Here is a 23045-nt window from a genome sequence, read left to right as displayed (position 1 = left end):
TGAAGCATGGTCAAAGCAAGCGAGGCGTCAAAGTCGCGGGCCGAAAAGCCCACGCTTTCCGCTCCGGACGACGATCCTTACCTGTGGTTGGAAGAGATCGAAGGCGCGCGGGCTTTGGAATTTGTCGAGGGGCAAAATCGCACGACGCTGCAGGCGTTTGGCGGCGCGGCATTCGAGCGAGATCGCAACGCGCTGACCTCGATTTACGATCGACCGGATAATATCCCCCATGTCAGCCGGAGCGGCGGCTACCTCTACAATCTCTGGAAGGACGCGAGCAATCCACGCGGCCTCTGGCGACGAACCACTCTGGAAGAATTTCGCAGGCCGAAGCCATCATGGGAAGTTCTGCTCGATATCGATCAGCTCGCCGTCAGCGAAGGCGAAGATTGGCTTCTGAACGCAACTGCCCCACTGGCCGGCAATTACGGGCGGACGATTTTGAGCCTATCGCGCGGCGGCAGCGACGCCGTCACGTTGCGCGAGTTCGATACTGACGCGAAGACGTTTGTCCGTGATGGCTTCCTCTTGCCGGAAGCTAAAAGCCGCGTTGAATGGCTCGATCCCGATACACTGGTGCTATCGAGCTCTCACGGGGAGGGCATGGCCACGACCTCCGGCTATGCGCGCACGGTGAGGCTGTGGCGGCGCGGAACACCGGCGGATCAGGCGCCGGTGATCTTTGAGGCTGAAGCCGACCATATGGGAGTCCAGTGCTATGTCGACCACACTGTCACGCCGCCGCGGATGTGGTTTGTGGATGAAGTGGACTTTTTCAACTTTAACAGTTGGCTTGGCGATGAATCCGGTGCCACGACTAAGATCGGTCTGCCAAGCAATATCTGGATGCTCCTCTATCGCGACTGGCTTGCCATCAAGCCGCGCGAATCCTGGTCTGTGGCGGGGCGGACCTACGCCGCGGATACGCTGCTCGTCATCTCGCTCGCGGCTTTCCTTGGAGGCAACCGTCAGTTCGAGGTTCTCTTCGAACCAGGCCCGCGCCGTGCGTTGCAGGGATTCTTTTGGAGTGCAGGCAAGCTTGTGCTTTCCATTCTCAACGAGCTGCGGCCGTTCTTCGAGATCTGTACGCCATCAGATCAAGGGTGGACCCGCGAGCAACTGCGCGGGCTCCCCGCGATCGGCGTGATCAACGTCTGGCCCCTTGATCGCGATCCATCCGAAGGAAATGGCGACCTGCTCGTCAGTAGCCAGGATCCGCTCACGCCAGCCTCGCTTATGCTGATCGAGAATAACGTCGCCAGTCCGACTGTGCTCAAGCAGGCGCCGAAGATGTTTACCGCGGATGGGCTCGTGGTCACCCAACACGAGGCCATTTCGATTGATGGCGAGCGCATTCCCTATGTGCAGACCGGTCCGGCCCGCGTAACAGGCGATGCGCCCGTCTATATGAGCGGCTACGGCGGCTTTGGGATTTCGCTAAGGCCGTACTACGATTCAGCGCTTGGCAAGCTCTGGCTGGAGCGTGGCGGGACCGCAGTGCAGGCGAATTTACGGGGCGGTGGCGAGTTCGGCACGCGCTGGCACGACGCCGGCCGGCTCGCCGGTAAGAAACTGTCGCACGACGACTTCGCGGCCGTTGCCGCCGATCTCGTGCGTCGCGGAGTAACGAAGCCGAAGCGGATCGCGGCCGAGGGCGGATCCAATGGCGGCATCCTCATCACCAATATGCTGACGCGCTATCCGGATCACTTTGGCGCGCTCTTCTGCACGGTCCCGCTGATCGACATGCGCCGGTACAGCAAGCTTCTGGCAGGAGCAAGCTGGATTGCAGAATTTGGGGACCCTGATAAGCCTAGCGACTGGGAGTGGCTCAAGACCTATTCGGCCTATCACGCCGCCAAGCTGGGCCAAAATTACCCGCCGATCCTGATCGCCACGACCCGGCGGGACGATCGTGTTCATCCTGGACACGCGCGCAAGATGGCCGCAAAGCTCCAGGCGATGGGTTACGAGGCCTATTTCTACGAGCAGGCGGCGGGCGGCCATGGATACGGCCGGGATAACAGAGAGCACGCCGGCTTGGAGGTGCTGGGCTTTCGGTTCCTCAAGAGCAAGATCGGCTGGCTGGATGGCGAGGCTTAGGCGCTCCGGGCCTTGTGATCCCACAACTCCAGCGTGGTTGTTGGACGGCATTTCAGGGATATCAGCCGGAGAAGGGGGCCCACGCAACTACGCAACTTACTGGACGTCGACAGGTCGCGTACGCTCTATGCGAGATTGCGTGCGTGCGAGGCCAGTGTTTTTGGTACGCTAGAATCGGCGGGCGGGTAAAGCTTTGCCATGTCGCGGAAAGACAGAGATGTCGAGACAATTAAGACGCGCGGCTCCTTCTCGGCGGTCCTGCTCTCCGAACGGCTCGATATCGACATTCGCGGTCGCTTCCCATTGGGGGTCAGCAAGTCTTCGTTGGCGCGATCACGTCAATTATTGGGCCATTGAACGCCGCGAGAGCCTTGTCGCCGACCAGGCGGATTTCAGAAGTTGCGGACTTCTTGAAGCATACTAAATTGGCCAGCGTCGTGGCAGTTCCTGGCACGGCCCGGCCGGTCAGGCGCCGGTTTAAGCAATCGAACGCGAGCTCCTTTCCTCAGAGGGAGCCTATCCGATTGCTCTTTCCCTCACCGATGGGCTCGCATTTCGGCATCATCAAACCGGCAATGGTTGTCAGCGGCTTTGCACTTGTAGTCCTGTTGTATGTGAGCATCGCCGATGCGGGCGTGCCGTGGTCCGTGATGGCCATAGCCAAAAGATACGCGTACCAGCCGCACGGTGCGTCAGATGAAGCTGCCGCGCATTTGCGAATCTTGATAGGCGATCCGAATACGCCTGCATTCTTGCTCGGCCGCCGCTACGGAGCATCTCCCGGCTATGGCGCAAGCGCAGGTTGCGGAGCCGACAATTCCTGATCGTACATGCGATCGATCCTGCGCTGCATTAGCGTATAGCAATCGCATGTGATGCTCTCGAGGCCCGCCCGGTCGATTTCGATGAAGCCGCGCCGATCGGAGCGGATGGCGCCCGCTGCGCGAAGCTTGCTCATCGTCAACGTCACTGTTGTTCGCCGCACTCCGAGCAATTGGGATAGCGCCTCTTGCGTGACCGGAAGGAGGTCCTCCGAAACACGGTCGTGCAGCTGCAGTAGCCACCGCGCCATGCGGGCATCCACCGTATGGAGCGCGTTGCAGGCGGCTACGTGCTGGAGCTGTAACAAAAGCGAGCGGGTGTGGACCTGCACGATGTTCCTGATGGCTGCACTTCGCGCATAGGCAACCCGGAATTTCGCGGCGGAAATTAGCGATGCCGTGCCGGCCATGCGAGCAACCGCGGTAACGGACGAAAGTGAAGGCCCGAGTACGGATAGCGAGGCCAAAGCGCCTTCCCGCCCGACCAGCGTGGTTGCGACCGTTTGCCCGTCTGGCATATCGAGCATGAAGGCGATGGCGCCGCTGTGGGGAAAATAAACCTGGTCGAGTTCATCATCCGAGCGCACCAAAACGGCTTCGGGCTCGAAAGAGATCTTCTGAAAGTGTGCGGCGAGCAAGCCGAAATCGGCCGGCGGCAATGCCGCCAGAAGTCGATTCCCAGCGCCAGTCTGGCCCAGGGTTGCCGTCCCTTTTCGTAAACGAGCAGCCAATGAATCTGCTCCCCTTGAAAATGAATTGACCAGCTACTCATAAAATCTGGAATATGGCCGGAGAAAAAATCAGATGATTTAAGCACCCGGAAAAACCTTTAATAAAATAGACGGGACATTACAGTCTCGAGCGCGAACTCGCGTCGCACGTCATGATCAAGACTGTCTCGGCTTCGATCAACATCGTCGCAGCCTTCTAATTCTGCCTTGGAGAAGAGTGATTAGCAACTTCCGTCTCGCGGGTCACAAGCCAAAAAGCCATACTTTTCGCGGCACGGGGTACGGGACTGGTATCGAACGTCTGACATCGGCAGAGGCCCCTCTGGTTCGAAACAGATCGCTTCTTGGGACGCCATGGCGCTTTTCGCGACGGATTTGATAGTCATCTAACAACCGGGTCCCGAAAGTGGATTTGATGAGTCTCTTCACCAGAAGGAGTTTTTTGTTTTTAACTCTTGGATCTCGATTTCGAGATGCAAACGAGCTGCGGTCCCCCGCGAGCTTTTATTTGCGGCACGAACACCAGTCGCGGATCAACCGTCTTCGGTATTTCGATTTCCGATCTGAATTTTCGCTCTCCTCGCTGCCTGGCGAAAGGAGCTACTATCAACGTCCGTCGGCGGCCGATGGGGCCAGATCACGCGCCTCTGGCCGTCCAAAGCGCGCCCTGCGCTTGACAGAGCATGTCACCTTCAAAAGGTCGCCCCCCTTGCATCGGCGACTTGGGGGGCGAGCAACCGGTTGCGCGCGGATGTCGCGGAGTCCGGCCGCGAGAGGGATTGGCGAGTTGTCGAGATTTCGTTACTCCCAAACGACGACTAGCCCTATAGTTAGACCGACACGGACATCAAATCGTTCGTGAACGTAGCACTGCCCCACCTGCTGCAAGTAGATGCGGGGGCTGGACCTGTCTCACTCCGCTCAGAGTGACCGTGGCGTGTTTCCGGGGCGATCTGGCTTGAGCGTGCCGATGTCGATTTCGAGATGGCGTATTCACAGGTAGGAGCAGGCTTAAGAAGCGCATACCGAGTGCTCCTCTCGGTCGGTACTCCATGTGGCCGGATGCTCACGCGGCTGGACTCGATGCCGGCTCGGCGAAAACCCATGCAGAAACGCGCGGACAAGCTGGATTGCCGCGTGAATGCGCCGTCCTTTGCTTTAAAGAAGATCAGGATGGCGGTAAACTGCTGTGTAGCCAATCAATCATTGGCTTGCAAAGCATCGCGTTACATGCAGCTTCGGCTGCGACTGGCGCATCCGAATGCTCTGGGCTGATGTCCATGCATGCCTTGAGAGCGTCGACGCGCATTAGTCTATGGTCCTGACCCGCTGGTCAGGGCACTAGACGCTGCCCTTCATCCAGGTTTTCACTTCTAGCTATGAGGAGGAGGCGAACGTGCCGCGTTTCTAGAACTGCTCTTGCTTTGCGTCGTATCGTCTGGCTTCATGCAAGCTCGTGCCGGAGCGGCTCCCGTGGGGCGGAGGGCTCGCACGTGATTAATGCACCGGTCTATGCGGAGACGCTAGACTGCCTTGGAAAGCTCGTCCAGACGAGGACGCCGGAGGCCGTCGGCCTCGCACGCGCCTCGTGAACACTGGCGGTCTTATTGCGACCACAGTCCCGAGTCCGCTTAAATTCGAAAGCTGATCACACGCTAATGTAGTAGGCCTCGCCCCGATCGGTGCGGGTAACGACTACGCAGGTGGTGCCCCGCAGCGCAGGTCGGCTAATCGCTAGATCCTTCGCTAGAGTTTGTGCCGCACGGAAGGCTTGCAGTTCGTTTTCGAACGACAACCCGATGGGGTCATCGACATTCACGGTTCCTTGAAGATTGAAGTAGAAACGAGCCATTCGATTGCCCGCCTCATTGCGCGCTAGGAGGACGAGGGGTCCTTCTAAAATTGGATTGCAGCGCGGGGCTCCCACATGCGACCGGCCGTTCGCTCGCGGCTAACCATACAGAGCCGACGTGGCGCAGGACTCTCGCTGTGTGCACAATACGCTTCCCAAGGCGAAAAGCATCAAGAAGAGGACCAATTGTCCTTTTGATTGCCATCAACTCTACGTATGTCTCGAGGCCATCGTTCGTGTCCTTAGCGGAAGCCCAAAATGGGGGCAAGCGCCGCCAGGATGAAACAGTTGAATTGGTTCGTACGCCTCGGACGCAAGTGAGGCGCTATGGCTACAGTCATGAAATTGGTGGCGCGTTCTGTACGTTACGTACTGAGTTGGTTCTTTGGGAGCTCTCAACGCCTCAGATACAAGCCAGCCTTCCTTAAAGGTTCGACTTTCGGTCACTAAAGTCTATACACGGCCTGGCGAGAGCTACATCGACGGACACTCGGTCGATCAGAGAAGAACATGACGGCAAGCAGTAGGAATCAGCTAACGGTGACGACGGACGAAATGCGCGAGTTGGAGCACTGTAGACAAGAGATCGCCCAGCTCAAACAGCTGGTTGTGCGGCTTTCTGAAATTGTCTTACGCAATCTTGCGAAGAGCGCCAACGGGCAAAGATGAGAGCGCCTGCGAGGCCGCAAGCGACCAGCGAAAGTGAGTCCCGGATAACGCTCTCTCAGCATCAGATCGCCCGCGAACACCTCGAGCCAGATCCTTGAGTGTCCCGAGTGCGTCTTGGGCTCGCGTGACGCGGTTAACATCTGCCACAGGCCCTATCGCCTTCTAAGTTCAGCGGTCTCATCGAAAAGAAGGGCCAAGAAGCTGCTCGGGTGAAAGTGCATTTATCGGTGAGCCAGGAAGAAGGCCGGACCGCCGGACCCAAGGAGTGGCGGAAAGATGATTGCGGCAGCTGTTTGGGAGTACGCATGACACAGAACCGACGCAGCGCCTTTGCCAAGCGCGCGCCCATCGCGTGGTGAAGAGGGGCGGGCACGACAAGGCGGCTCGAAGGCGCCGAAGCCTTCAGCGCTGTTGAAAGCGATCGGCCATTCCGCACCGAACGTGCGGAAGTAGAGAGCTCGACTGGTCCCCTGAGGGCCTGAACACGCTCACGGAAAAGAAGCATCCACGACAGCCGAGCGCATCGGTGTTGCTCAACATGCAAGAGTTTGCAGCGGTCAACTACCGGGGTTGGTAATTGGTCTGGATGAGCGACGCACGGCAAAATGCTGCAGACCACCGAGCGGATGATCGATGATCGTCAGGCGGATCAAAGGCCACGAGAAAGTCTATGTGTACATCAACTCCAGTTATGTCCGCCAGCGGCACGGAAGCATGCGCTAAATCCTCGGCCGCAGAAATGCTCGCGCTCCCAGCGGAGCGGTGTCTTTCCCTAATGTGCGGTCTGATAACTCAGGTGAAAAATGGAGATGGGACCAGCCGTCCAGTGTCGGCGACTGTTTGATGGAGAAAATCACATAGGCGGGGCACAACCGTCGGAGCACACTATATGAGAAGACTCTATGAGAAGGATCTGATCCTCCGGACTCGCCAGAGGAGGGGACTCCAGCACAGGAAGACGCAGGCCCTGGTCCTGAGCTTCGATGCTTATCGCCCGGCACCTGCGGACGATCGCGGATCCAACATCCGGTGCGTGGAGGCCAGCCTTGCCAATTCCGCTCACGACGGATCGCACGAGCGGATTTGATGCCAAGAATGCGGGGCCTATGACGCGGTCATAGGGCAGTGCCTACGTTCCAAGCGAGTCCGGCTGTGGTACCAGCATGAACAACATCCACACAATGTTCGTGCAGGGCACCATGCCAGCCCGATCGCCGTGGATGAGCTTCGGGACATGCTCATGGCGGCAGGGGGTAGCAGGCGTGCCCATGGCCGAGCACCGTCACCGAATTAGCCGTTTCATTCCTGGTACCGAAATATGGAGAGTTGCATGACTGCGACGCTAAGCGTATCCGTGCGGCGCCAAACGAGCGACGTAGATGCGATGCTGACCGAACTTCGATCATGCGAACGCCCGCATGATGTGGAAGTGAGCGGGATGCCCTTACACGTCCTGCCTGGCGTCTTGTCACCGCGGCTAAGTCATGGTTCCGACGCCTTAATCTCGAAGTGGCACATCGAACCTGGGGCAACAGTCCTGGATCTTGGGTGCGGATCAGGTGTGCTAGGGTTTGCAGCACTCCGTGCCGGGGCTGCACGCCTAGTGGCGCTCGACATAAATCCGCAAGCCGTCCTCGCGACGAAGATAAATATCGAGCGACTAGGTTACTCGGACAAGGCGCAGGTGCGTTATAGCGACGTCTATTCCGCGCTGCAATCGGGAGAACAATTTGACGTCATTCTCTTTGCAGCCCCCTACTGGAATCGCAAAGCGAAGGATGACCTCGAGCGCTCTTGCTTTGATGAAGGTCATAAAGTGCTTGCCTCAGCGCTCGAAGGCGCGCGTCTCTGGTTAAATGCCGATGGCGTAATGTATGTGGTATTCTCAGATCAGGGAGATGTCGGGCGCGTCATGAACTTGATTGATGAAAGTGGGCTCCGTGTTCGAGACATGCATATATTTCGGCCATCGATCCTGGGCGGGCACGTTCGCATTGTCTGGAAGCTTACGGTTCGATAAGAGTCCACGCCCAAGCTACTCGCTGGCAGGCGCTGGGTCGCGGCAAGCTAGTGGGACGAGGTAGCCTGCGGAACGCGATAATGCGAACGAGGATGAGGGGGACTCAGCTACGTGACCCAATCGCGCGCGCACCTGACAGCTCATTCGATTTCCGTTCCCGGAATCCCTCTCACGCTCGGAAAATTCTCTGCAAGCCGCAAGAAGTTCATAAATATCACATGCCCTTGTTGGGTGAGTATTGATTCTGGGTGGAATTGCACCCCATAAGTTGGTTGATCGCGATGCGCGAGGGCCATGATCTCGCCTTCCTCCGACCGGGCTGTCACCATCAGGGGCGCGCACGTCTCGTCGAGCTCGACAATTAGAGAATGATAGCGCCCCACGCGAAGTGGGGACGGCAGATCCTTGAACAGTCGCCGGCCCTCATGGGTTACGTACGAGGGGCGACCGTGCATAGGGCGACGTGCCCGCGCCACGCGTCCGCCGAAAACAGTCCCAATACATTGGTGTCCAAGGCAGATTCCCAGAATTGGAACACGACCTGAAAGCTCGCGGACCACCGCGGTAGATATTCCAGCTTCCTTTGGAGTGCACGGGCCAGGAGAAATCACTATTGCACGCGGTCGAAGGTCAACGAGATCGGTGACGCAAGCCGCGTCATTCCGGATAACCTCCGTCGCTTCATTAAGGTTGCGGAAGTAACGGGCAATGTTGAAGACGAAAGAGTCATAGTTATCGATGATTACGATCAAAATGCACCACATCTTCTAGGCTGCGAAATGCATCAAAGATTCGCTGAGCTTTGGCGAGCGTCTCCTCATATTCGGCCTCTGGATCCGACATCGCCGTTATTCCGCCACCTGCATGAAACACCGCCACGCCGTCATTGATCGTGACAGTGCGGATCGCAATGTTCGTGTCCATGTGCCCATTGAAGCCGATAAACCCGATTGACCCGCAATAGACTTCTCGTGTCACCTGCTCGATTTTCGCGATAATTTCCATCGATCTTACTTTCGGCGCCCCAGTGATGGAACCACCCGGAAAGCAAGCGCGAACTAGGCTAACGGCGTCCTCGTCCCCGGCAAGCTCGCCCCGGACGATCGACACGAGATGGTGCACCGAGGCGTAGGATTCGAGTTCGCACAGTCTTGCAACCTCGACCGAATGCGGGGTGCAAACACGAGATAGATCGTTGCGCAGGAGGTCGACAATCATCGTGTTCTCCGCACGATCCTTTTCGGACGCTTGGAGGATCTCAGCGCGACGCTGGTCTTCCCTGGAGTCCGCAGAGCGCGCTATCGTGCCTTTGATGGGACGGGTTTCGACCTGTCGTCCCTCAAGTTTTAGGAATCGCTCCGGCGAGCTCGATGCAACGGTCAGTTTGCCATAGCGCAAAAGGGCCGCAAAGGGCGCCGGGTTCAAGGACCTCAGCCGCTCGTAGAAGGTAAGCGGATCGAAGAGGGGCGACACCTTGGCGCTGAAGCGCTGCGCAATGTTAGCTTGGAATACGTCGCCGGCCAAAATCAAGTCGATCACGCGCCGTACGGCCGCAATGTACCCTTCGCGGCTGAAGTTCGAACGCCATTCGCCTACTGTGCCAGGGAGCGCGACCCGCGGCGACATGGGGCTGGCAAGTAGTGTTACAAAGTCATTCGCTCGGCGGCGTGCACGCTCGCTTCTCAGTGAAGGATCTTGCTCTGGCCATCCGGTCGAGACGATCCAGGATCTCTCGTCACGGTGGTCGAAGCTCACGACCACGTCATAGAAATGAAGGATGGCTTGGGGCAAAGCCTGACGCGGAATTGGCAGCGCGGGAAGTCGCTCCAGTGTCCTATTCAGATCGTAAGCATGGAAACCTGCCGCACCTCCCTGGAAGGGCGGGAGATCGGGGTGATGCTCTTGCGGGTAGTTGGCGAGCAGGGTGCGAAGAACTCCCCATGGATCGCCCTCAAGAGCCTCTCCGTTCCAACTCGCTTGTCCGTTCGCGACCGTATATGTGCCGAACGGATCACAGGTCAGATATGAATAGCGCCCAAGGAGCTCGTTCCTTGCTGCGCTGTCGATAAATGTCAGATGAGATCGATGCGCCAGACGTCGCATCGCTGTGACAGGCTCAATCCACTGCAGTTCGCGCACGTACATCGGATTGTCTGTCACTGACTGAGGTGGTGAGAGATGCGATCCGTTTCTGCTCTAACCCGAGGAGAGGGCGGCTCCTCTGGAACCCGCCAGGCCCTGGTACTCTTGGCCACCTCAAACCTCCGGGAGTGGACACGCCGCGCCCGGCACCTTGGCTATGGCCACCCTCTAAGCCGAATGTGCATCTGTAGATACATTGTAGTCGGCCGCGAATCGCAGCTCCCTTAGCGGTCGTACCCGCCTGATCGCTTCCTGGTATAGATCGTGCGCCTTATAAGCTGCGAGCTCCGCCTCACTGTCGAACTCACCATAGACCACAACGTCAATATCGTTGCCGAGCTGGTCGGTTTTGCGATTGCGAGCGACCTCGAGCCGATCTGCATGTGGGATGGCAGTAAGGATCGACAAGCCTTCTATGATTTGCTCGATATGGGCCTTATTCTTGGCGCTGAACAAGACGATGTGACGAATCATGGATGGCCCTTAAGGAGTAGTGTCGCAAGGAGCCGTATAACTATCTTGGGATCGGGCCGACTGCAACGGCTGCAGCCGATTGCGGTGTCGCACGCTTCACAGCCGCCGGTTTGAGCCTTCGCGATCGTCTGTTCTGCGATGAGAGCCGCTGGAGTTTATCCCGGTCAGCCGCGGGAAGCGCAAGGCGCTCAATCATTTGAACGCGCGAGCAGGATGTAGGTAACGTTGCGCGTCTTGCGGCTTTGCAGTTTAGGCGGTGATCCTGATTGGATCGCGGTTTGCGAGCGGCAGTTTCGCACAATCGCGAATACGAGTCGTGAATTGCGCGCGTGATGCATCGAGGCTCGCAAGCGGGCGCGGTATCGCGCAATGAGCTACCAGCGCGTGGTAAAATGCGCCATTGGTCATTTCAAAATCCGAGAATCGTCGCCGCACCATCTCCTTCCATCCGCGTGAGTTCAATACGCACCAACTGGCTGGAGGTAAGCTTGGGAGCAGCGTTGGGAGGACGGCCACTTCGAGCACGGCGCACATCTTTGCGATCTCATTCACTGAATTGGTATCAAGCGGCGCAACCCCGCACACCGCGACGGGACTGGTCAGGACAAGAAGTTGGGCCTGAAGTTGCCAAAAATGCCGCGCACTGAAAGTGCGTTGTATGGACTTCAAGCGCGAGATGCTCCTGCAGCAACGGGACGTCCGGCTGCAGCGCGCCGCTGACGGCGCTCAAGTCATCAACTCTGCAGTGCCGCCCGAAGTCGTCGTGCTCTCGTGGGCATCATAGATTATCTATTATAAAACGTGATGCATCTTCCTCTAGCCTTGGCTAGCATCACCCAGAGTCGTGATCGTAGATAATATTCGTGGTTATCTATGGTGACGCTGGAGGGGAACGCAAGTCGAATGACTGTTGCTGGGGACGTGGGCAGCGAACGCGGCTATAGCGCGCGGGGTCGCAGTGATTGGGGGCACGCCCAGGCGGAAGCGCTCTATGCACCGCGATACGCCGAGTGGATCGTTCGGGCGCAGAGCGTCCATCGCGAGAACTTCGATCCGAACCAACTGGAAGCAGCCAGCCTCGTTAGCATCATGGCCGACGACTCTTCGCAAAGCTGCAGCTACTGCTCACAAATCGCACATTACGCGACGGCATTGAAAGCCGCCCGGGTGATGGACTGTGCGGATCTGGTCGCCACAACGCGGCGCCAATCACGCCGGTGCGACGCGCTTCTGCATGGCCGCGGCTGGCGCCGTCCAAAAGACCGAGATCTCGATTCTATCTGTGAGATGGTCAGCGCGGTTAAAAGCCTTCGAATGGGAAGCTGCATTACGCCCGGCATGTTGAACTTGATGCGCTCTGCAAGGCTCGCCGAGGCCGGGCTCGGCTTCTACAGTCACAACCTTTAGGTACCTCGCCGGAGTGCTAGGGCAGAATCATCAGACTGCTGGAGCTGCAGGACCGCATGCATCGACCCACTTGCACTTGTACGCGATGCCGACATCAAGGTGTGCAGCGCCGGCATTACCGGAATGGACGAGGGCGTAGAGGGCCGCCTCGGCATGCTCGTGCTGCTCGCCAATCTTGCTCAGTATCCAGACAGCGTGCCGATCAATTTGTGGAACGAGGTCAAGAGCGTGCCGGCCCATGACACCGCGGAGCGTCCGAATCCGAACGCGTTTGCGCGTCGGATGGCGATGGCTCGGACCATGGTTCCCAGGAGCGCGATACGCTTGTCCACGGGACGGCACTGCACGAGCGATGAGCTACGGAGTTTGTGCTTTTTGGCCGGCGAAATCAATCTTCCTCGGCGATGCGCTCTTGACCACCAACAACCCGAAAGCGGATCGGGAGGCGAAATTGCTGGACCGGCTCGATATCGCGTCCATCCTTTCTCTTAACTAAACAGATAGCCAGCTCGCTGTGCGCATATTCCAGTGTAGGTGATCCATGCGAATTACGTTGATGAAAGGCAAAATCCATCGCGCCTCAGTGACGGAGGCGGATCTGCATTATGAGGGCTCGATATCGATTGATCGTGCGCTTATAGACGCGGCAGGGTTTTTAATCAATGAACGCGTCGAAATCTACAACATCGACAACGGAGCGCGCTTTGCCACCTATGTCATCGAGGCCCGGAAAGATTCGGGTATCATTGGCCTGAACGGCGCGGCTGCCCGCCTTGCGATAGTTGGAGACAAGATCATCATCGTTGCATATGCCTCATTTGATGAGGCGGAAGCAAAGGACTTCAGACCACGCGTAGTGCTGGTCGACCGAGAAAATCGCGTCCTACCAGCCTGAAGACTATGGGCGGCTTTGGAGCTTTCGCTCCTATCGGTCATCAGAATTTGTCCGATTTGATTACGAGTCCGAGACTGAAGAAATGAGCTCATTCATTCATGCGGCCAAACTTGCTCCTTATGTCGCGGACCTCGATGCGTTGAAGAGAGATGATCGGCTGCGCGGCCTCAAGCCGCGCGCCGGTGTCGATTTCTCGTCGAACGATTATCTCGCGCTCGCCAGTGCGCCGAGGATGAAAAAGGCGATCAGCGTCGCGCTCGAGGCGGGCACGCCGATCGGGGCCGGCGGCTCGCGCCTTCTGCGCGGCAATTGCGAGGAGCATGAAGCGCTCGAAGCGGAAGCTGCGAAGTTCTTTGGGGTGGAAACCGCGCTCTTCTTTGGGGGCGGTTACGTCGCAAATTTTGCTGTCCTGACCACCCTGCCGCAGCGGGGTGATTTGCTTGTTCTGGATTCCCTCGTGCACGCGAGCATTCATGAAGGCGCACGAACCGGCCGGGCCGACTTTCGGATAAGCGCGCACAATGATCCCCAATCGGTCGAATACACAATTCGCGACTGGCGAGCCAGAGGCGGAACCGGGCGGGTCTGGATCGTGGTCGAGAGTCTCTACAGCATGGATGGCGATTTCTCTCCGCTGAAAGAGCTTGTTGCGATGGCCGATCGTTACGATGCATTCCTGATCGTAGACGAGGCCCATGCCACTGGCGTCTATGGCGCGCAGGGACGAGGGCTCACCGCGCGCTATGAAGGGCGCGAAAATCTCTTGGTCGTTCATACCTGCGGTAAAGCGCTGGGTGCTGCAGGTGCGCTTGTCACGGCCTGCGGCGTGTTGCGCGATTTTATGGTCAATCGCTGTCGCCCATTTATTTTCGCGACGGCCCCGTCGCCCTTGATGGCCGTTGCCGTTCGCGAGGCACTCTTGGTGTTGCGGGACGAGCCCGAGCGGCAGCAGCGTCTGACGAGTTTGGTCGCATTCACACATCGGGAGATTGCACTGCGCGGCCGCTCGAGTCCTTCGAACTCACAAATCATTCCTTATATCGTCGGCGATAATGCGCGTGCGATGCGGCTCGCATCGAGACTGCAGGCGCGCGGCTTTGACATCCGTGGGATACGGCCACCAACCGTTCCGGCGGGAACGGCGCGGTTGCGAATTTCCGTAACCCTGAACGTCACCGAAGACGATGTATCCGATATGCTTGATGCCTTGGTCGAAGAGACCTGGGGTGCTTCGCAATGAGCCGGCGCATCGGGGTGACTGGCACCAGATACTGGGATTGAGAAGATACCCTTTTCCGGAGGTCTCGCCAATCTACTGAGCCACTCAGCGCAGCTCGCCGCTTCGCAGCCGTGCCTCGGACTGGCACCATCACCACAACGTTGAGTGAGCTTCAAGGACGCACCCGATGCTATAGCGGCATTAACATCCTCGCGACATCGTCTGTGTGACAGCGGCTGAGCTAGGGCTGGAGGCGTCTGGTCATAAAAATAGCAGGGATCTCTACCATGGGTTCAGTGCGCCGCGCAAACTTTGTACGGAACGGACCAATCGTCCACGCTCTGCAATTGTCTTCTATTGGGTGGCGCGTGTGGGTGTAGCTGGGATCGGCGTTAATAACGTCTCAGCACATGATCACAAAAGAAGAACACCCATTCGGATGTCGCCTCCGAGCCCTTTGCGCCAGCTCGACTTAAAAACAGTTGACTCTGTCGCGTGTAGCACGAGGAATGGGGTCTTTACCGTCTCAGGTTGGACCCATGGGTGATCAGCGTTACACGTACTTCGTTTTCGCTTGCATCTGTTCTGCTCGTAACTGTCTTGGCTGTGGTTACAACAATTGAGCACATCTCAACCCCGGGGGGCTCCCCCGAGCATAAGCCGGCACTGAGCGATGGGAGCCGAAACGTGACGCTGACGGGCGGAAGGCGGATTGGTTATGACCACGAATGGATGGTCTATAGATTCACCATGTTGGATATTGACACGATAGTTGTTTGTGCATTCAGCAATGCCGCATTGCTCGATTTGCGACGACTGGACGAACTGCTTCCCGGGGCATCGACCTACACGATGCATGCACAGGATCCGTGGCTGGCCGCATCGGTCGATCGGCACGAGGCTCGATCATGTGCAGCGCGGCCACCCGTTCGGCATGCCCGCCGGCCTGCGTCAGGCAGGCGTCGACCAGCAGGCCGTGGCGGTTCTCCATCAGCCCGTGCCCGATGAAGCACAGCTTCGTCTCCTTGCCTTTGCCCTTGCGGTAGAGCCTGGCGTCCGGATCGGTGGTTGAAGCATGGGTGTCATTCGAGCGTTTCTGGCCATGGAAGTCCGCTTCGGCATTGCGCCCGCCGCCTGGCGCTGGCGGCTCGCCGGAGCTGTCCTTCGGCTTAACGCTCTTCATCGAGGCCCAGGCCTCGATCAGCGTACCGTCGACCGAGAAGTGATCGCTCGACAGAAGCCTCTTCACCTTGGGCTGCGCCAGCACCGCCGCCAGGAACTTGGCCGCGATGTCGCCTTCCAGCAGCCGGTCGCGGTTCTTCGAGAACACCGAATGGTCCCAGGCTGCGTCGTCAACGCCGATTCCGACGAACCAGCGGAACAGCAGGTCGTATTCCAGTCGCTCCATCAGAAGCCGCTCCGAGCGGATCGAATAAAACGCCTGCAACAGCATCGCCCGCAGCAGCTTCTCCGGCGGGATCGACGGCCGCCCAATTGGCGAATAGAGCGCGGCAAACTCTCGCTCCAGCGCCGACAGGCCTTCGTTCACAATCGTCCGGATCGCTCGCAGCGGATGATTACGCCGCACCCGCGCCTCCAGGTCGACGTAGCTGAACAGTTCGCCCGTTCGATTGTCGCCGCCGCGCACGCACCATCTCCGAATCTCATCGGAGCCAATGAATCACGGTCGCCGGTCGGCGGCGAGCGCCTTTTTCAACAGCCTGTTAGTCTTACTGCGTCATAAATTTCGGTAGCTACTTTGACTTGAGACTGCCCTGATACAACAAGGGCATCGAGATAGTGTGGACGCCAGAGCGGCGCTCAATCTTCGCCGAACGGTCGCGATCGAATTTGGAACGTGCCGTTCAGGCCGCAATGGCGGCCCCCCTCGGGCGATAAGTTTCGGGAATTGTAATTTCTTTGAAAAGCCCGGTGGAAGCTGTTGCTGAGGGGGAAATCGTCTCCCGCTCGGAGACCAGGAATCCGTAGGCCGCGATGCACAGCGTTGCGTGATGGTGGAAGCCGCGCCAGCCTCGCCCCTCGAAGTGGCCAAGGCCGATCTCCTGTTTGAGTTCGTGGTAGTCGCGCTCAATGCGCCAGCGCAGTTTGGCGGTGTCGACCAGCTGACGGAATCCAATGTTGGCCGGAAGCGTCGAGAACCAATATTTGCTGGGTGCTTCCTCGCCCTCTGGCCACTCGATCAGCAGCCATTCCTCCGGCCGGCTTTCGGCGAGCCAGTAATCTCGATGGGCCGGACGGATGCGGACACGGGCAAAGCGGGAGGATAAGCGTTCCGCCGCCCCCTCACGCCACGTGATCTTGCGCCAAGCATCCATTGGCAGGCCAAGCGCAAGCTTCTTAACTGAGATCGGTTGATACTTGCCATCACGTCGCAGCAACTTCGGAGGTCGCCCGCTCCCAGACCACTTCTTCGGCGCCCGCGGCCCAGTGCCAGGGCGCCATACGGACGTTTGCGGCTGGATGCCGGCCACATAGTTCAAGCCGAGATCTGTGATGCTCGTACGCAGATCGGTATCAGTGCCATAGCCGGCGTCCATCAGCACGACGCCACGCGGCAAGCCCGCCGCACAGGCCCAGCGCAATTGCTCAAGCGCGATGGCCGGCTTGGTTTTGAAGGTGATCTCCTTGGGCACACCGGCTTTGCGCCGACGCGGACGGTCGGTCGCCCACTCCTTTGGTAGATAAAGGCGATACGCCACAGGCAGGCTCGCGTGATGGTTCGCAATCGAAAGGGTCACCGCGACCTGACAATTGTCTTGCTTACCCAGTTGGCCGCAATATTGCCGTGCAACCCCGACCGAATGCCGCCCCTTCTTAGGAAAGCCGGTATCGTCGATGATCCAGGCTTCGATCTGTCCGTGGCGTGCGATGCTCGGCAGCACTAATTCACGGACCTTGGTCAACACCTGCTGGTCCGACCAGTCGCCTTGACCGACAAAATGCAACAACGACTGGTGTTGCGCTCCTGTCCGCTCAGGAGCCGTGATCGCCGCCATCGGCTCGACACTCTTGCGATCGCAAGGCATCATCAGACCGGTGCAGTAATCGCGAAGCGGTTTAGCTCGACCCGCGTGCCCGATGACGCTCGTAAGACCCTCAACATACGCCGAAAACCGCGACGCGACGTCCCCCGATTTTGCCTGGCCCATTTCAGCCTCTCCGTGTGCCGAAAAGATGAGCCTTCTCAATTATATGATTCTTCTCGGCAAAGGCCGCGACACTCTGACTCAGTGAGATTAGGGCCAAAGTCTCGCCGATCACTATCGTTCCGTGCCGGTCATAATGTGTTCATCGCTCTCGCAAAGAGAAATGATGGTCAAGAGTTTCAGCGACCAGCAGAGTCCGCGACGAGTGAGTACGATTCACCCCTTCATGCGCTCGGAAATCGGATGCACGCGCACTGCTCCATCCGCCGACACAGCCGTCCGGCACCTCAAACGAGTTCTGATCTGGGCGACTGAGTTTCGTGGAAGGCAGCTGCTGTGAGCGGCATCCATCTGGGCCTCATCAACACTCTTGTTGCATAAATAACCACTCATCGGGCGGTCAATTCGACTCCGGGTGATGGCATCCTCAACGAGGAATCAATGCCGCGGTAGGATGGATTGCCCGAGGAGTCGGGCAAAAGTCTCTTTGCACCCGTAAAAGAAGAGATAGCGCTGCGCATTTTATAGGAATGCACGACAAGACGCTAAAGCGTGCACGCGAGCGGCGCAGCTGGGCTCGAAGCAAGCGCGCGAGGTCGTAACTGTCTGAAAGCAAACCGCCTCGCGTTTTAGATCTGCCACGCGCATGTTGATAATGCGACACCGCGCACGGGAAGGCAGCAATTTGCTGGCTAGATGGGGTGGCCCAATTCCTGCACTGACTAGCAGAGAGACCGGTCACCGCTAGACGGAGAACTGCATGCGCTCTGAACTGGTACCGTTGATCAGAAGATGCCTCGTGATGATGGACGTTAGCCGTTCTAACCCGATCTACCTCGAACGAGCCGAGCTTATCCAGCTGTTTGGCGATAAGGGAATTTTTGATTCTATGCAGCTCGTCAATTTCCTGCTTCTCCTTGAGGAAGAAGTGGAAGAGAAGATGGGCCGCACGATTAGCCTGACGTCGGAACGAGCCGTCTCGCGACAAGTTAGCCCATTTCGGAGCATCGCAAACCTCATCGACTTCATTGTGGAAGAGCTCGATGAGACGTGCGAGCGCGCTGCGTAGCCTTCTCGCAGTCAGCCACCTGATGCGTATCCTCATTACGGGAGTTAGTCGCGGTATTGGTCGCAAGCTCGCACAGCATGCGATCGACTCGGGGCACGAGGTGCTCGGCTGTTCGCGGACAGTGCCGGAAGGGCGACCTTTCGGTGGGCGCCACTTTAAAGTTGACCTGGCCGATACGGTTGGTTTGTCGGGCATGTTTAGGCAGATCCGAAAGGAATATGGGTCGATCGATGCCCTGATAAATAATGCGGCTGTGGCGCGGATGGCGCCGTTCCTATTGCTTCGGGATGAAGAGATCCGCCGCATGTTTGAGCTGAACGTCTTCTCAGCGTTCAATTGTATCCGAGAGGCCGTCAAACTGTTTCGGCGGTCCTGTTATCCATATCCCTCGATTGTCAACTTGACCACTGTCGCCACGATCTATTCCCTGGAAGGTCAGATGGCCTATGCGGCGAGCAAGGCGGCGCTCGAGCAGGCCACGAGGACGCTGGCGCATGAACTGGCACCGCTCAATATCCGTGTGAACGCGCTCGGACTACCTCCCGTCCGCACTGCGCTGACTCGCTCGGTGCCTGCCGAAAAGATCGAGGCTCTCGTCGCGCGTCAAGCGATACCTCGGGTATGCGAGTTTTCCGACTTGGTCGGTCCGATCGATTTTCTTCTCTCCGAGGGCGCGAGAATGGTTACTGGCGAAACCATGTTTTTGGGTGGGGTAAAGTGATGCCAGTCAATTGGTTGAGCGAAATCATCGCGCGCGGCAAGGAGGTTGCCCTGGTTGAGGGCGCCGATCGCGTGATGTTCGCGTGGTTGGCCAACGAAATAGAATTGCAGACTGAGAGTTTGAGGCAACATAAGGTCTCCGCGGGAGACCCGGTGATCCTGAACTCGGACTTTTCGGTTGCGGGAATAGTCACACTGCTCGCGCTTTCCTGCCTCAAGGCGATTGCGATTCCAATCGTCAATTTGAGGAAAGAGCTGATACCTGTCCTGAAGTCGGAATGCGGTGCGAGATTTCTCATCACGCCGTCCCAAGACGGGCGAATCGAGTCTCTTGGCGCGAGTGGAGATCATGAGCTCTACGGTACTCTGCGCCAGAGGAACGCATCAGGTCTGGTGCTGCTGTCGAGCGGAAGCACCGGAAAGCCCAAGGCAATCCTGCATGATTTTGATCGGCTCCTTCAGACCCGGAAAAAGGCAGGCGCCCACAACCATGTAACCGTTCTGCTGTTTCTGCTATTTGATCATATTGGCGGGCTCAACACACTGATAAAGACTTTGCTTTCCGGGGGCACCGCAGTCATCCCGGGCGCGCGCCACCCAGACGCGATCTGCGCTACCATAGAGGCTCAGCGCGTCAATGTATTGCCGACAAGTCCGACATTTTTGAACCTCGTCCTGCTCAGCGGCGCGTACACGCGGCATGATCTGTCTAGCCTGAGGCTCGTCACCTACGGAACAGAGCCTATGCCTGAGGAATTGCTTGGGCGGCTCCGAGCGACATTTCCGAAGATTCGCTTTGTTCAGACGTTCGGTACGTCTGAAACCGGCATTGCCAGGACCAGGGGCTCTCGCTCGGCAAGTACGCTGTTCAAGATAGACAGCGACTCGCAGGAATTTCGAATTTGCAACGGTGAACTGCAGCTCAGGAGCAGCAATCAATTTATTGGCTATCTCAACTCCTCCGAAGCCTCCGTGACAGAGGACGGATGGTTTCGCACCGGTGACGCAGCCGAATTGACCGATGACGGTTACATACGACTGCGTGGTCGTCTGAAGGAGGTGATCAATGCGGGGGGCGAGAAAGTCATCCCGCTCGAGCTCGAGACCATCCTGCTGGGCCATCCGGAGGTCGCGGACTGCGTGGTCTATGGCATGCCAAATGCAATCACGGGTCAGGCTGTGTGGGTGGATGTCTTGCCAAAGGGGCCGATGAACAAGTCCGAACTTCAAAGGTCGATCCACCAGTTCTTGGTTGAACGAGTGCCGCGCTTTAAGATTCCAAGTCGCGTAACCTTGGTTGATCACATCCAAATGTCGGATCGCTTTAAGAAAAAGCGGGTCCGGCTATGACCGACATCTTCATCATCGGAGCCGAAAAATTCGCACTCGAAGTCGCCAGCTATGTCGAGCGCGCACGCTCTCCTGATCGAAAACGGTTCCAAGTGGCTGGATTCCTGTCCCTTGAAGGGGAGCTTGTTGCAACGCCGGGCGCTCGCACGGTCTCCTTTAAGCGTTCCTGGTTCCACGATCGTGCTGCTGCGTTCGTGTTTGCGGTTTCGGATCCGGCGCGTCGTGCCGTCATGCGGAGCTGGATAGGCTCGGAGCTGCGCGATCGCTTTCCTCCGCTCGTGCATGAGACGGCCAATGTTGCGTGCTCGGCGAGAATAGCTGCTGGCGCGCTCGTCGGACCATTCTGCCACGTCGGGGTGAACACCGTGATCGGCGCCTTCACGATTCTAAATTATCAGTGCGGTGTGGGTCACCATAGCCGAATTGGAGAGAGGGTATTCCTGGCACCCGGTTTCCAGTGCGGCAACTCCGCGGTCATAGGCGACGGATGTTTTTTCGGTCTCTCCTGCGTTGTCGGCCCTAGCGTCGCGGTCGGACACGAAGCTCATGTTCTCGCGGGCACGTGCCTCACGGAGAACCTCGCTAGCGGCATGCTCGCATTCTCTTCCTCTCGCATGAAATCAATTCAAAGGACGGATATTTATGTCCAGCAGTAAGGTGCTTGTCGTCGGCGGCGGCCCAGCCGGGTCGATTGCCGCCCTGGCTCTCATCAAGCTGGGGCATTCTGTCAGCGTCTATGAGCGTTTTCACCATCCACGCTATCGCATTGGCGAGTCGCTGCTGCCTGGAACCATGTCGATTCTCGCCCGACTGGGGCTTAAACCGCAGATCGACGCCGCTGGTTTCGTCCGCAAGCCCTCGGCGACCTTCCTATGGGGTGTTGATCAGGCGCCGTGGACGTTCTCCTTCTCGGTTCCTCAGGTCAGCGGCTGGATCTACGACCATGCCCTTCAGGTAAAACGCGACGAATTCGACGCCATGCTGCTGGAGGAGGTGAAGCGGCGCGGCGGAGAAGTGAAGCAGGATTGCTCGGTGACCGACATCCGGGCCGATCATCCGGATCACGTCGAAATCGACATTGACGATGCTGACGGGCTGCGCTCGGTTTCGGGCGACTATCTCGTGGATGCGTCAGGCTCCGATAGCATCCTGGTGAACAAGCTGGGCTGCCGGAATTATGATGAATTCTATCGAAGTCTCGCCGTGTGGTCGTACTTCCGCTGTCCCGATCCCTTCAGAGGAGATTTGCGCGGCACGACCTATTCGATCACCTTCGAGCATGGTTGGTGCTGGATGATACCGCTCAAGGGCGATGTCTACAGCGTTGGGGTCATTGTTGATCAGTCAAAAGCCGAAGAGATCCGCAATGAGGGCCTTGATAATTTCTATCAGCGAACGCTGTCCGCCTGTCGCGGGGCAAAGGCACTGCTCGGTACTGCCAAAAGGGTCGACGAGGTCCGAGTGGTGCGCGATTGGTCGTATGATACGTCGATCCATTCGCGCGGGCGGTTCTTCCTCGTCGGTGACTCCGCATGTTTCACAGACCCGCTATTTTCCCAAGGCGTGCATTTGGCCGCGCAGTCGGCAGTTTCAGCGGCGGCGGGCATCGATCGGATCTCCCGGTACCCGAACGAGGCGGACGACGTTCATCGCTGGTATGGCAAGAGCTACAGCTTGACGTTCGAACAATACCACGAGTTTCTTGCATCATTTTACAATTTCGCTTCTTTCACCGAGCCGGAATCGGAATTCTGGAACAAGCGCCGTATCGCGGAGCCTGACGACCAGCGTTTCGAGCGGCGCAACTGGTTTGAAAATCTCGTCAAAGACTCTCAGAAAGCGGATTGGAAAATCGAGGATTTCCGTGACCGGGCCTCGACAATGATCGCGATCGGTCGCCACAGCAGGCAGGATCTATCCAGCGACTTTTCTGACGCAGAATTGGTGCCTCGGCGAATTGAGTGGGTGAGCCAGCTCACCAAGAAACTCAATTCGGTGACCAAGCTAGTCTGGATCGGCCACGATGTCCGACTTGAAACGTACTACAAGGTCGATCCTGAGGACTTCACCCTCAAGCCCCGGCTTATTCTTGCGAACGAAGCCGGGAAAGTAATGACGAAATATGCCGTAGAACCAGCTGTCGGAGCGATCTTTAGAAAACTTGCATCGGAGGAGATCGGCTACAGGACCCTGATCAAGCTGTTGAGTGATGCGGGATGCGCCGAAAACAGCTCGCAGATCGTGGTCCGGCTTTTTGAAGCGGGTCTTTTGACCGGATACGATTCAAGCGGTCTCCAAGTTCACATCCAAGACCGTCTCCGCTTCGACGGCGTCGGCGTCGACTATGAGGTTTAATCCGGGTCTTTAGTGGATACCTCGCCTGAGCCTCGCGCAACAATTTGAGGA

Annotated in this window: 18 protein-coding genes and 1 pseudogene; 11 read left to right on the top strand and 8 right to left on the bottom strand. The window is 57.9% G+C overall.

Translation table 11 applies throughout. The features are described from left to right. Nucleotides 1-6: 6 nt before the first annotated feature. Complete coding sequence (locus P6U23_RS28350) at nucleotides 7-2103, top strand: prolyl oligopeptidase family serine peptidase (RefSeq protein WP_407175710.1); 2097 nt, start codon at nucleotides 7-9, stop codon at nucleotides 2101-2103. Nucleotides 2104-2887: 784 nt separating this feature from the next. Here P6U23_RS28350 and P6U23_RS28345 read toward each other — a convergent pair. Together P6U23_RS28345 and P6U23_RS28340 are read right to left on the bottom strand one after the other, a co-directional pair. Then, on the bottom strand, nucleotides 2888-3655 hold the full coding sequence (locus P6U23_RS28345; RefSeq protein WP_407175709.1) for a Crp/Fnr family transcriptional regulator: 768 nt from the start codon (nucleotides 3653-3655) through the stop codon (nucleotides 2888-2890). A gap of 1648 nt (nucleotides 3656-5303) precedes the next feature. Beyond that, on the bottom strand, nucleotides 5304-5507 hold the full coding sequence (locus tag P6U23_RS28340) for a DUF6894 family protein (protein ID WP_407175708.1): 204 nt from the start codon (nucleotides 5505-5507) through the stop codon (nucleotides 5304-5306). 1999 nt (nucleotides 5508-7506) lie between these two features. Here P6U23_RS28340 and P6U23_RS28335 point away from each other — a divergent pair. Then, on the top strand, nucleotides 7507-8196 hold the full coding sequence (locus tag P6U23_RS28335) for a methyltransferase (RefSeq protein WP_407175707.1): 690 nt from the start codon (nucleotides 7507-7509) through the stop codon (nucleotides 8194-8196). A 140-nt stretch (nucleotides 8197-8336) separates the two neighbouring features. Here the strand turns inward: P6U23_RS28335 and P6U23_RS28330 are convergent, their stop codons facing one another. The 4 genes from P6U23_RS28330 to P6U23_RS28315 form a co-directional block, all read right to left on the bottom strand. Beyond that, nucleotides 8337-8948: an anthranilate synthase component II gene (locus tag P6U23_RS28330; protein ID WP_407175706.1), complete on the bottom strand. Its 612-nt coding sequence runs from the start codon at nucleotides 8946-8948 to the stop codon at nucleotides 8337-8339. Continuing rightward, nucleotides 8929-10341 (bottom strand): aminodeoxychorismate synthase component I, encoded by a 1413-nt coding sequence (gene pabB / locus P6U23_RS28325; protein ID WP_407175705.1) that lies wholly within the window; start codon nucleotides 10339-10341, stop codon nucleotides 8929-8931. The genes P6U23_RS28330 and pabB overlap by 20 nt, the downstream gene beginning before the upstream one ends. 165 nt (nucleotides 10342-10506) lie before the next feature. Further along, entirely contained in the window at nucleotides 10507-10812 is a 306-nt protein-coding gene (locus tag P6U23_RS28320; protein WP_407175704.1) for a Dabb family protein, read from the bottom strand. Nucleotides 10813-11061: 249 nt separating this feature from the next. Beyond that, nucleotides 11062-11481, bottom strand: coding sequence for a hypothetical protein (locus P6U23_RS28315; RefSeq protein ID WP_407175703.1), 420 nt, complete (start codon nucleotides 11479-11481; stop codon nucleotides 11062-11064). Nucleotides 11482-11715: 234 nt separating this feature from the next. Between P6U23_RS28315 and P6U23_RS28310 the strand changes: the two genes are divergently transcribed. The 4 genes from P6U23_RS28310 (at nucleotide 11716) to P6U23_RS28295 (ending at nucleotide 14354) form a co-directional block, all read left to right on the top strand. Beyond that, on the top strand, nucleotides 11716-12219 hold the full coding sequence (locus tag P6U23_RS28310; RefSeq protein ID WP_407175702.1) for a hypothetical protein: 504 nt from the start codon (nucleotides 11716-11718) through the stop codon (nucleotides 12217-12219). A 123-nt stretch (nucleotides 12220-12342) separates the two neighbouring features. Continuing rightward, nucleotides 12343-12711, top strand: a complete 369-nt coding sequence (locus P6U23_RS28305; protein ID WP_407175701.1) for a hypothetical protein — start codon at nucleotides 12343-12345, stop codon at nucleotides 12709-12711. 49 nt (nucleotides 12712-12760) lie between these two features. Continuing rightward, complete coding sequence (gene panD / locus P6U23_RS28300; protein WP_407175700.1) at nucleotides 12761-13114, top strand: aspartate 1-decarboxylase; 354 nt, start codon at nucleotides 12761-12763, stop codon at nucleotides 13112-13114. An 82-nt stretch (nucleotides 13115-13196) separates the two neighbouring features. Next, on the top strand, nucleotides 13197-14354 hold the full coding sequence (locus P6U23_RS28295) for an 8-amino-7-oxononanoate synthase (RefSeq protein WP_407175699.1): 1158 nt from the start codon (nucleotides 13197-13199) through the stop codon (nucleotides 14352-14354). A gap of 865 nt (nucleotides 14355-15219) precedes the next feature. Here P6U23_RS28295 and P6U23_RS28290 read toward each other — a convergent pair. After that, nucleotides 15220-15981: pseudogene (locus P6U23_RS28290) on the bottom strand (IS5 family transposase); the annotation flags it as partial. 217 nt (nucleotides 15982-16198) lie between these two features. Then, on the bottom strand, nucleotides 16199-17503 hold the full coding sequence (locus P6U23_RS28285) for an IS701 family transposase (protein WP_407175446.1): 1305 nt from the start codon (nucleotides 17501-17503) through the stop codon (nucleotides 16199-16201). A 757-nt stretch (nucleotides 17504-18260) separates the two neighbouring features. On the opposite strand from P6U23_RS28285, the gene P6U23_RS28280 reads away from it, so the two are divergent. The 5 genes from P6U23_RS28280 to cmlS are packed head-to-tail and all read left to right on the top strand — an operon-like array spanning nucleotide 18261 to nucleotide 22994. After that, nucleotides 18261-18569: a hypothetical protein gene (locus P6U23_RS28280; protein WP_407175698.1), complete on the top strand. Its 309-nt coding sequence runs from the start codon at nucleotides 18261-18263 to the stop codon at nucleotides 18567-18569. Beyond that, nucleotides 18544-19290: an SDR family NAD(P)-dependent oxidoreductase gene (locus P6U23_RS28275; RefSeq protein WP_407175697.1), complete on the top strand. Its 747-nt coding sequence runs from the start codon at nucleotides 18544-18546 to the stop codon at nucleotides 19288-19290. The genes P6U23_RS28280 and P6U23_RS28275 overlap by 26 nt, the downstream gene beginning before the upstream one ends. Beyond that, complete coding sequence (locus tag P6U23_RS28270) at nucleotides 19290-20639, top strand: ANL family adenylate-forming protein (protein WP_407175696.1); 1350 nt, start codon at nucleotides 19290-19292, stop codon at nucleotides 20637-20639. Before P6U23_RS28275 ends, P6U23_RS28270 begins: the two co-directional genes overlap by 1 nt. Next, a complete protein-coding gene (locus P6U23_RS28265) occupies nucleotides 20636-21295 on the top strand; it encodes a DapH/DapD/GlmU-related protein (protein ID WP_407175695.1) in 660 nt (219 codons plus the stop codon). Before P6U23_RS28270 ends, P6U23_RS28265 begins: the two co-directional genes overlap by 4 nt. Further along, entirely contained in the window at nucleotides 21282-22994 is a 1713-nt protein-coding gene (gene cmlS / locus P6U23_RS28260) for a chloramphenicol-biosynthetic FADH2-dependent halogenase CmlS (protein WP_407175694.1), read from the top strand. The genes P6U23_RS28265 and cmlS overlap by 14 nt, the downstream gene beginning before the upstream one ends. The last annotated feature ends 51 nt before the right edge of the window (nucleotides 22995-23045 follow it).

The sequence above is a fragment of the Bradyrhizobium sp. STM 3562 genome (assembly GCF_045571435.1).
Classification (GTDB): domain Bacteria; phylum Pseudomonadota; class Alphaproteobacteria; order Rhizobiales; family Xanthobacteraceae; genus Bradyrhizobium.
Note: the sequence above shows the minus strand (reverse complement) of the source record. Positions and strands in the feature narration are given on the sequence as shown.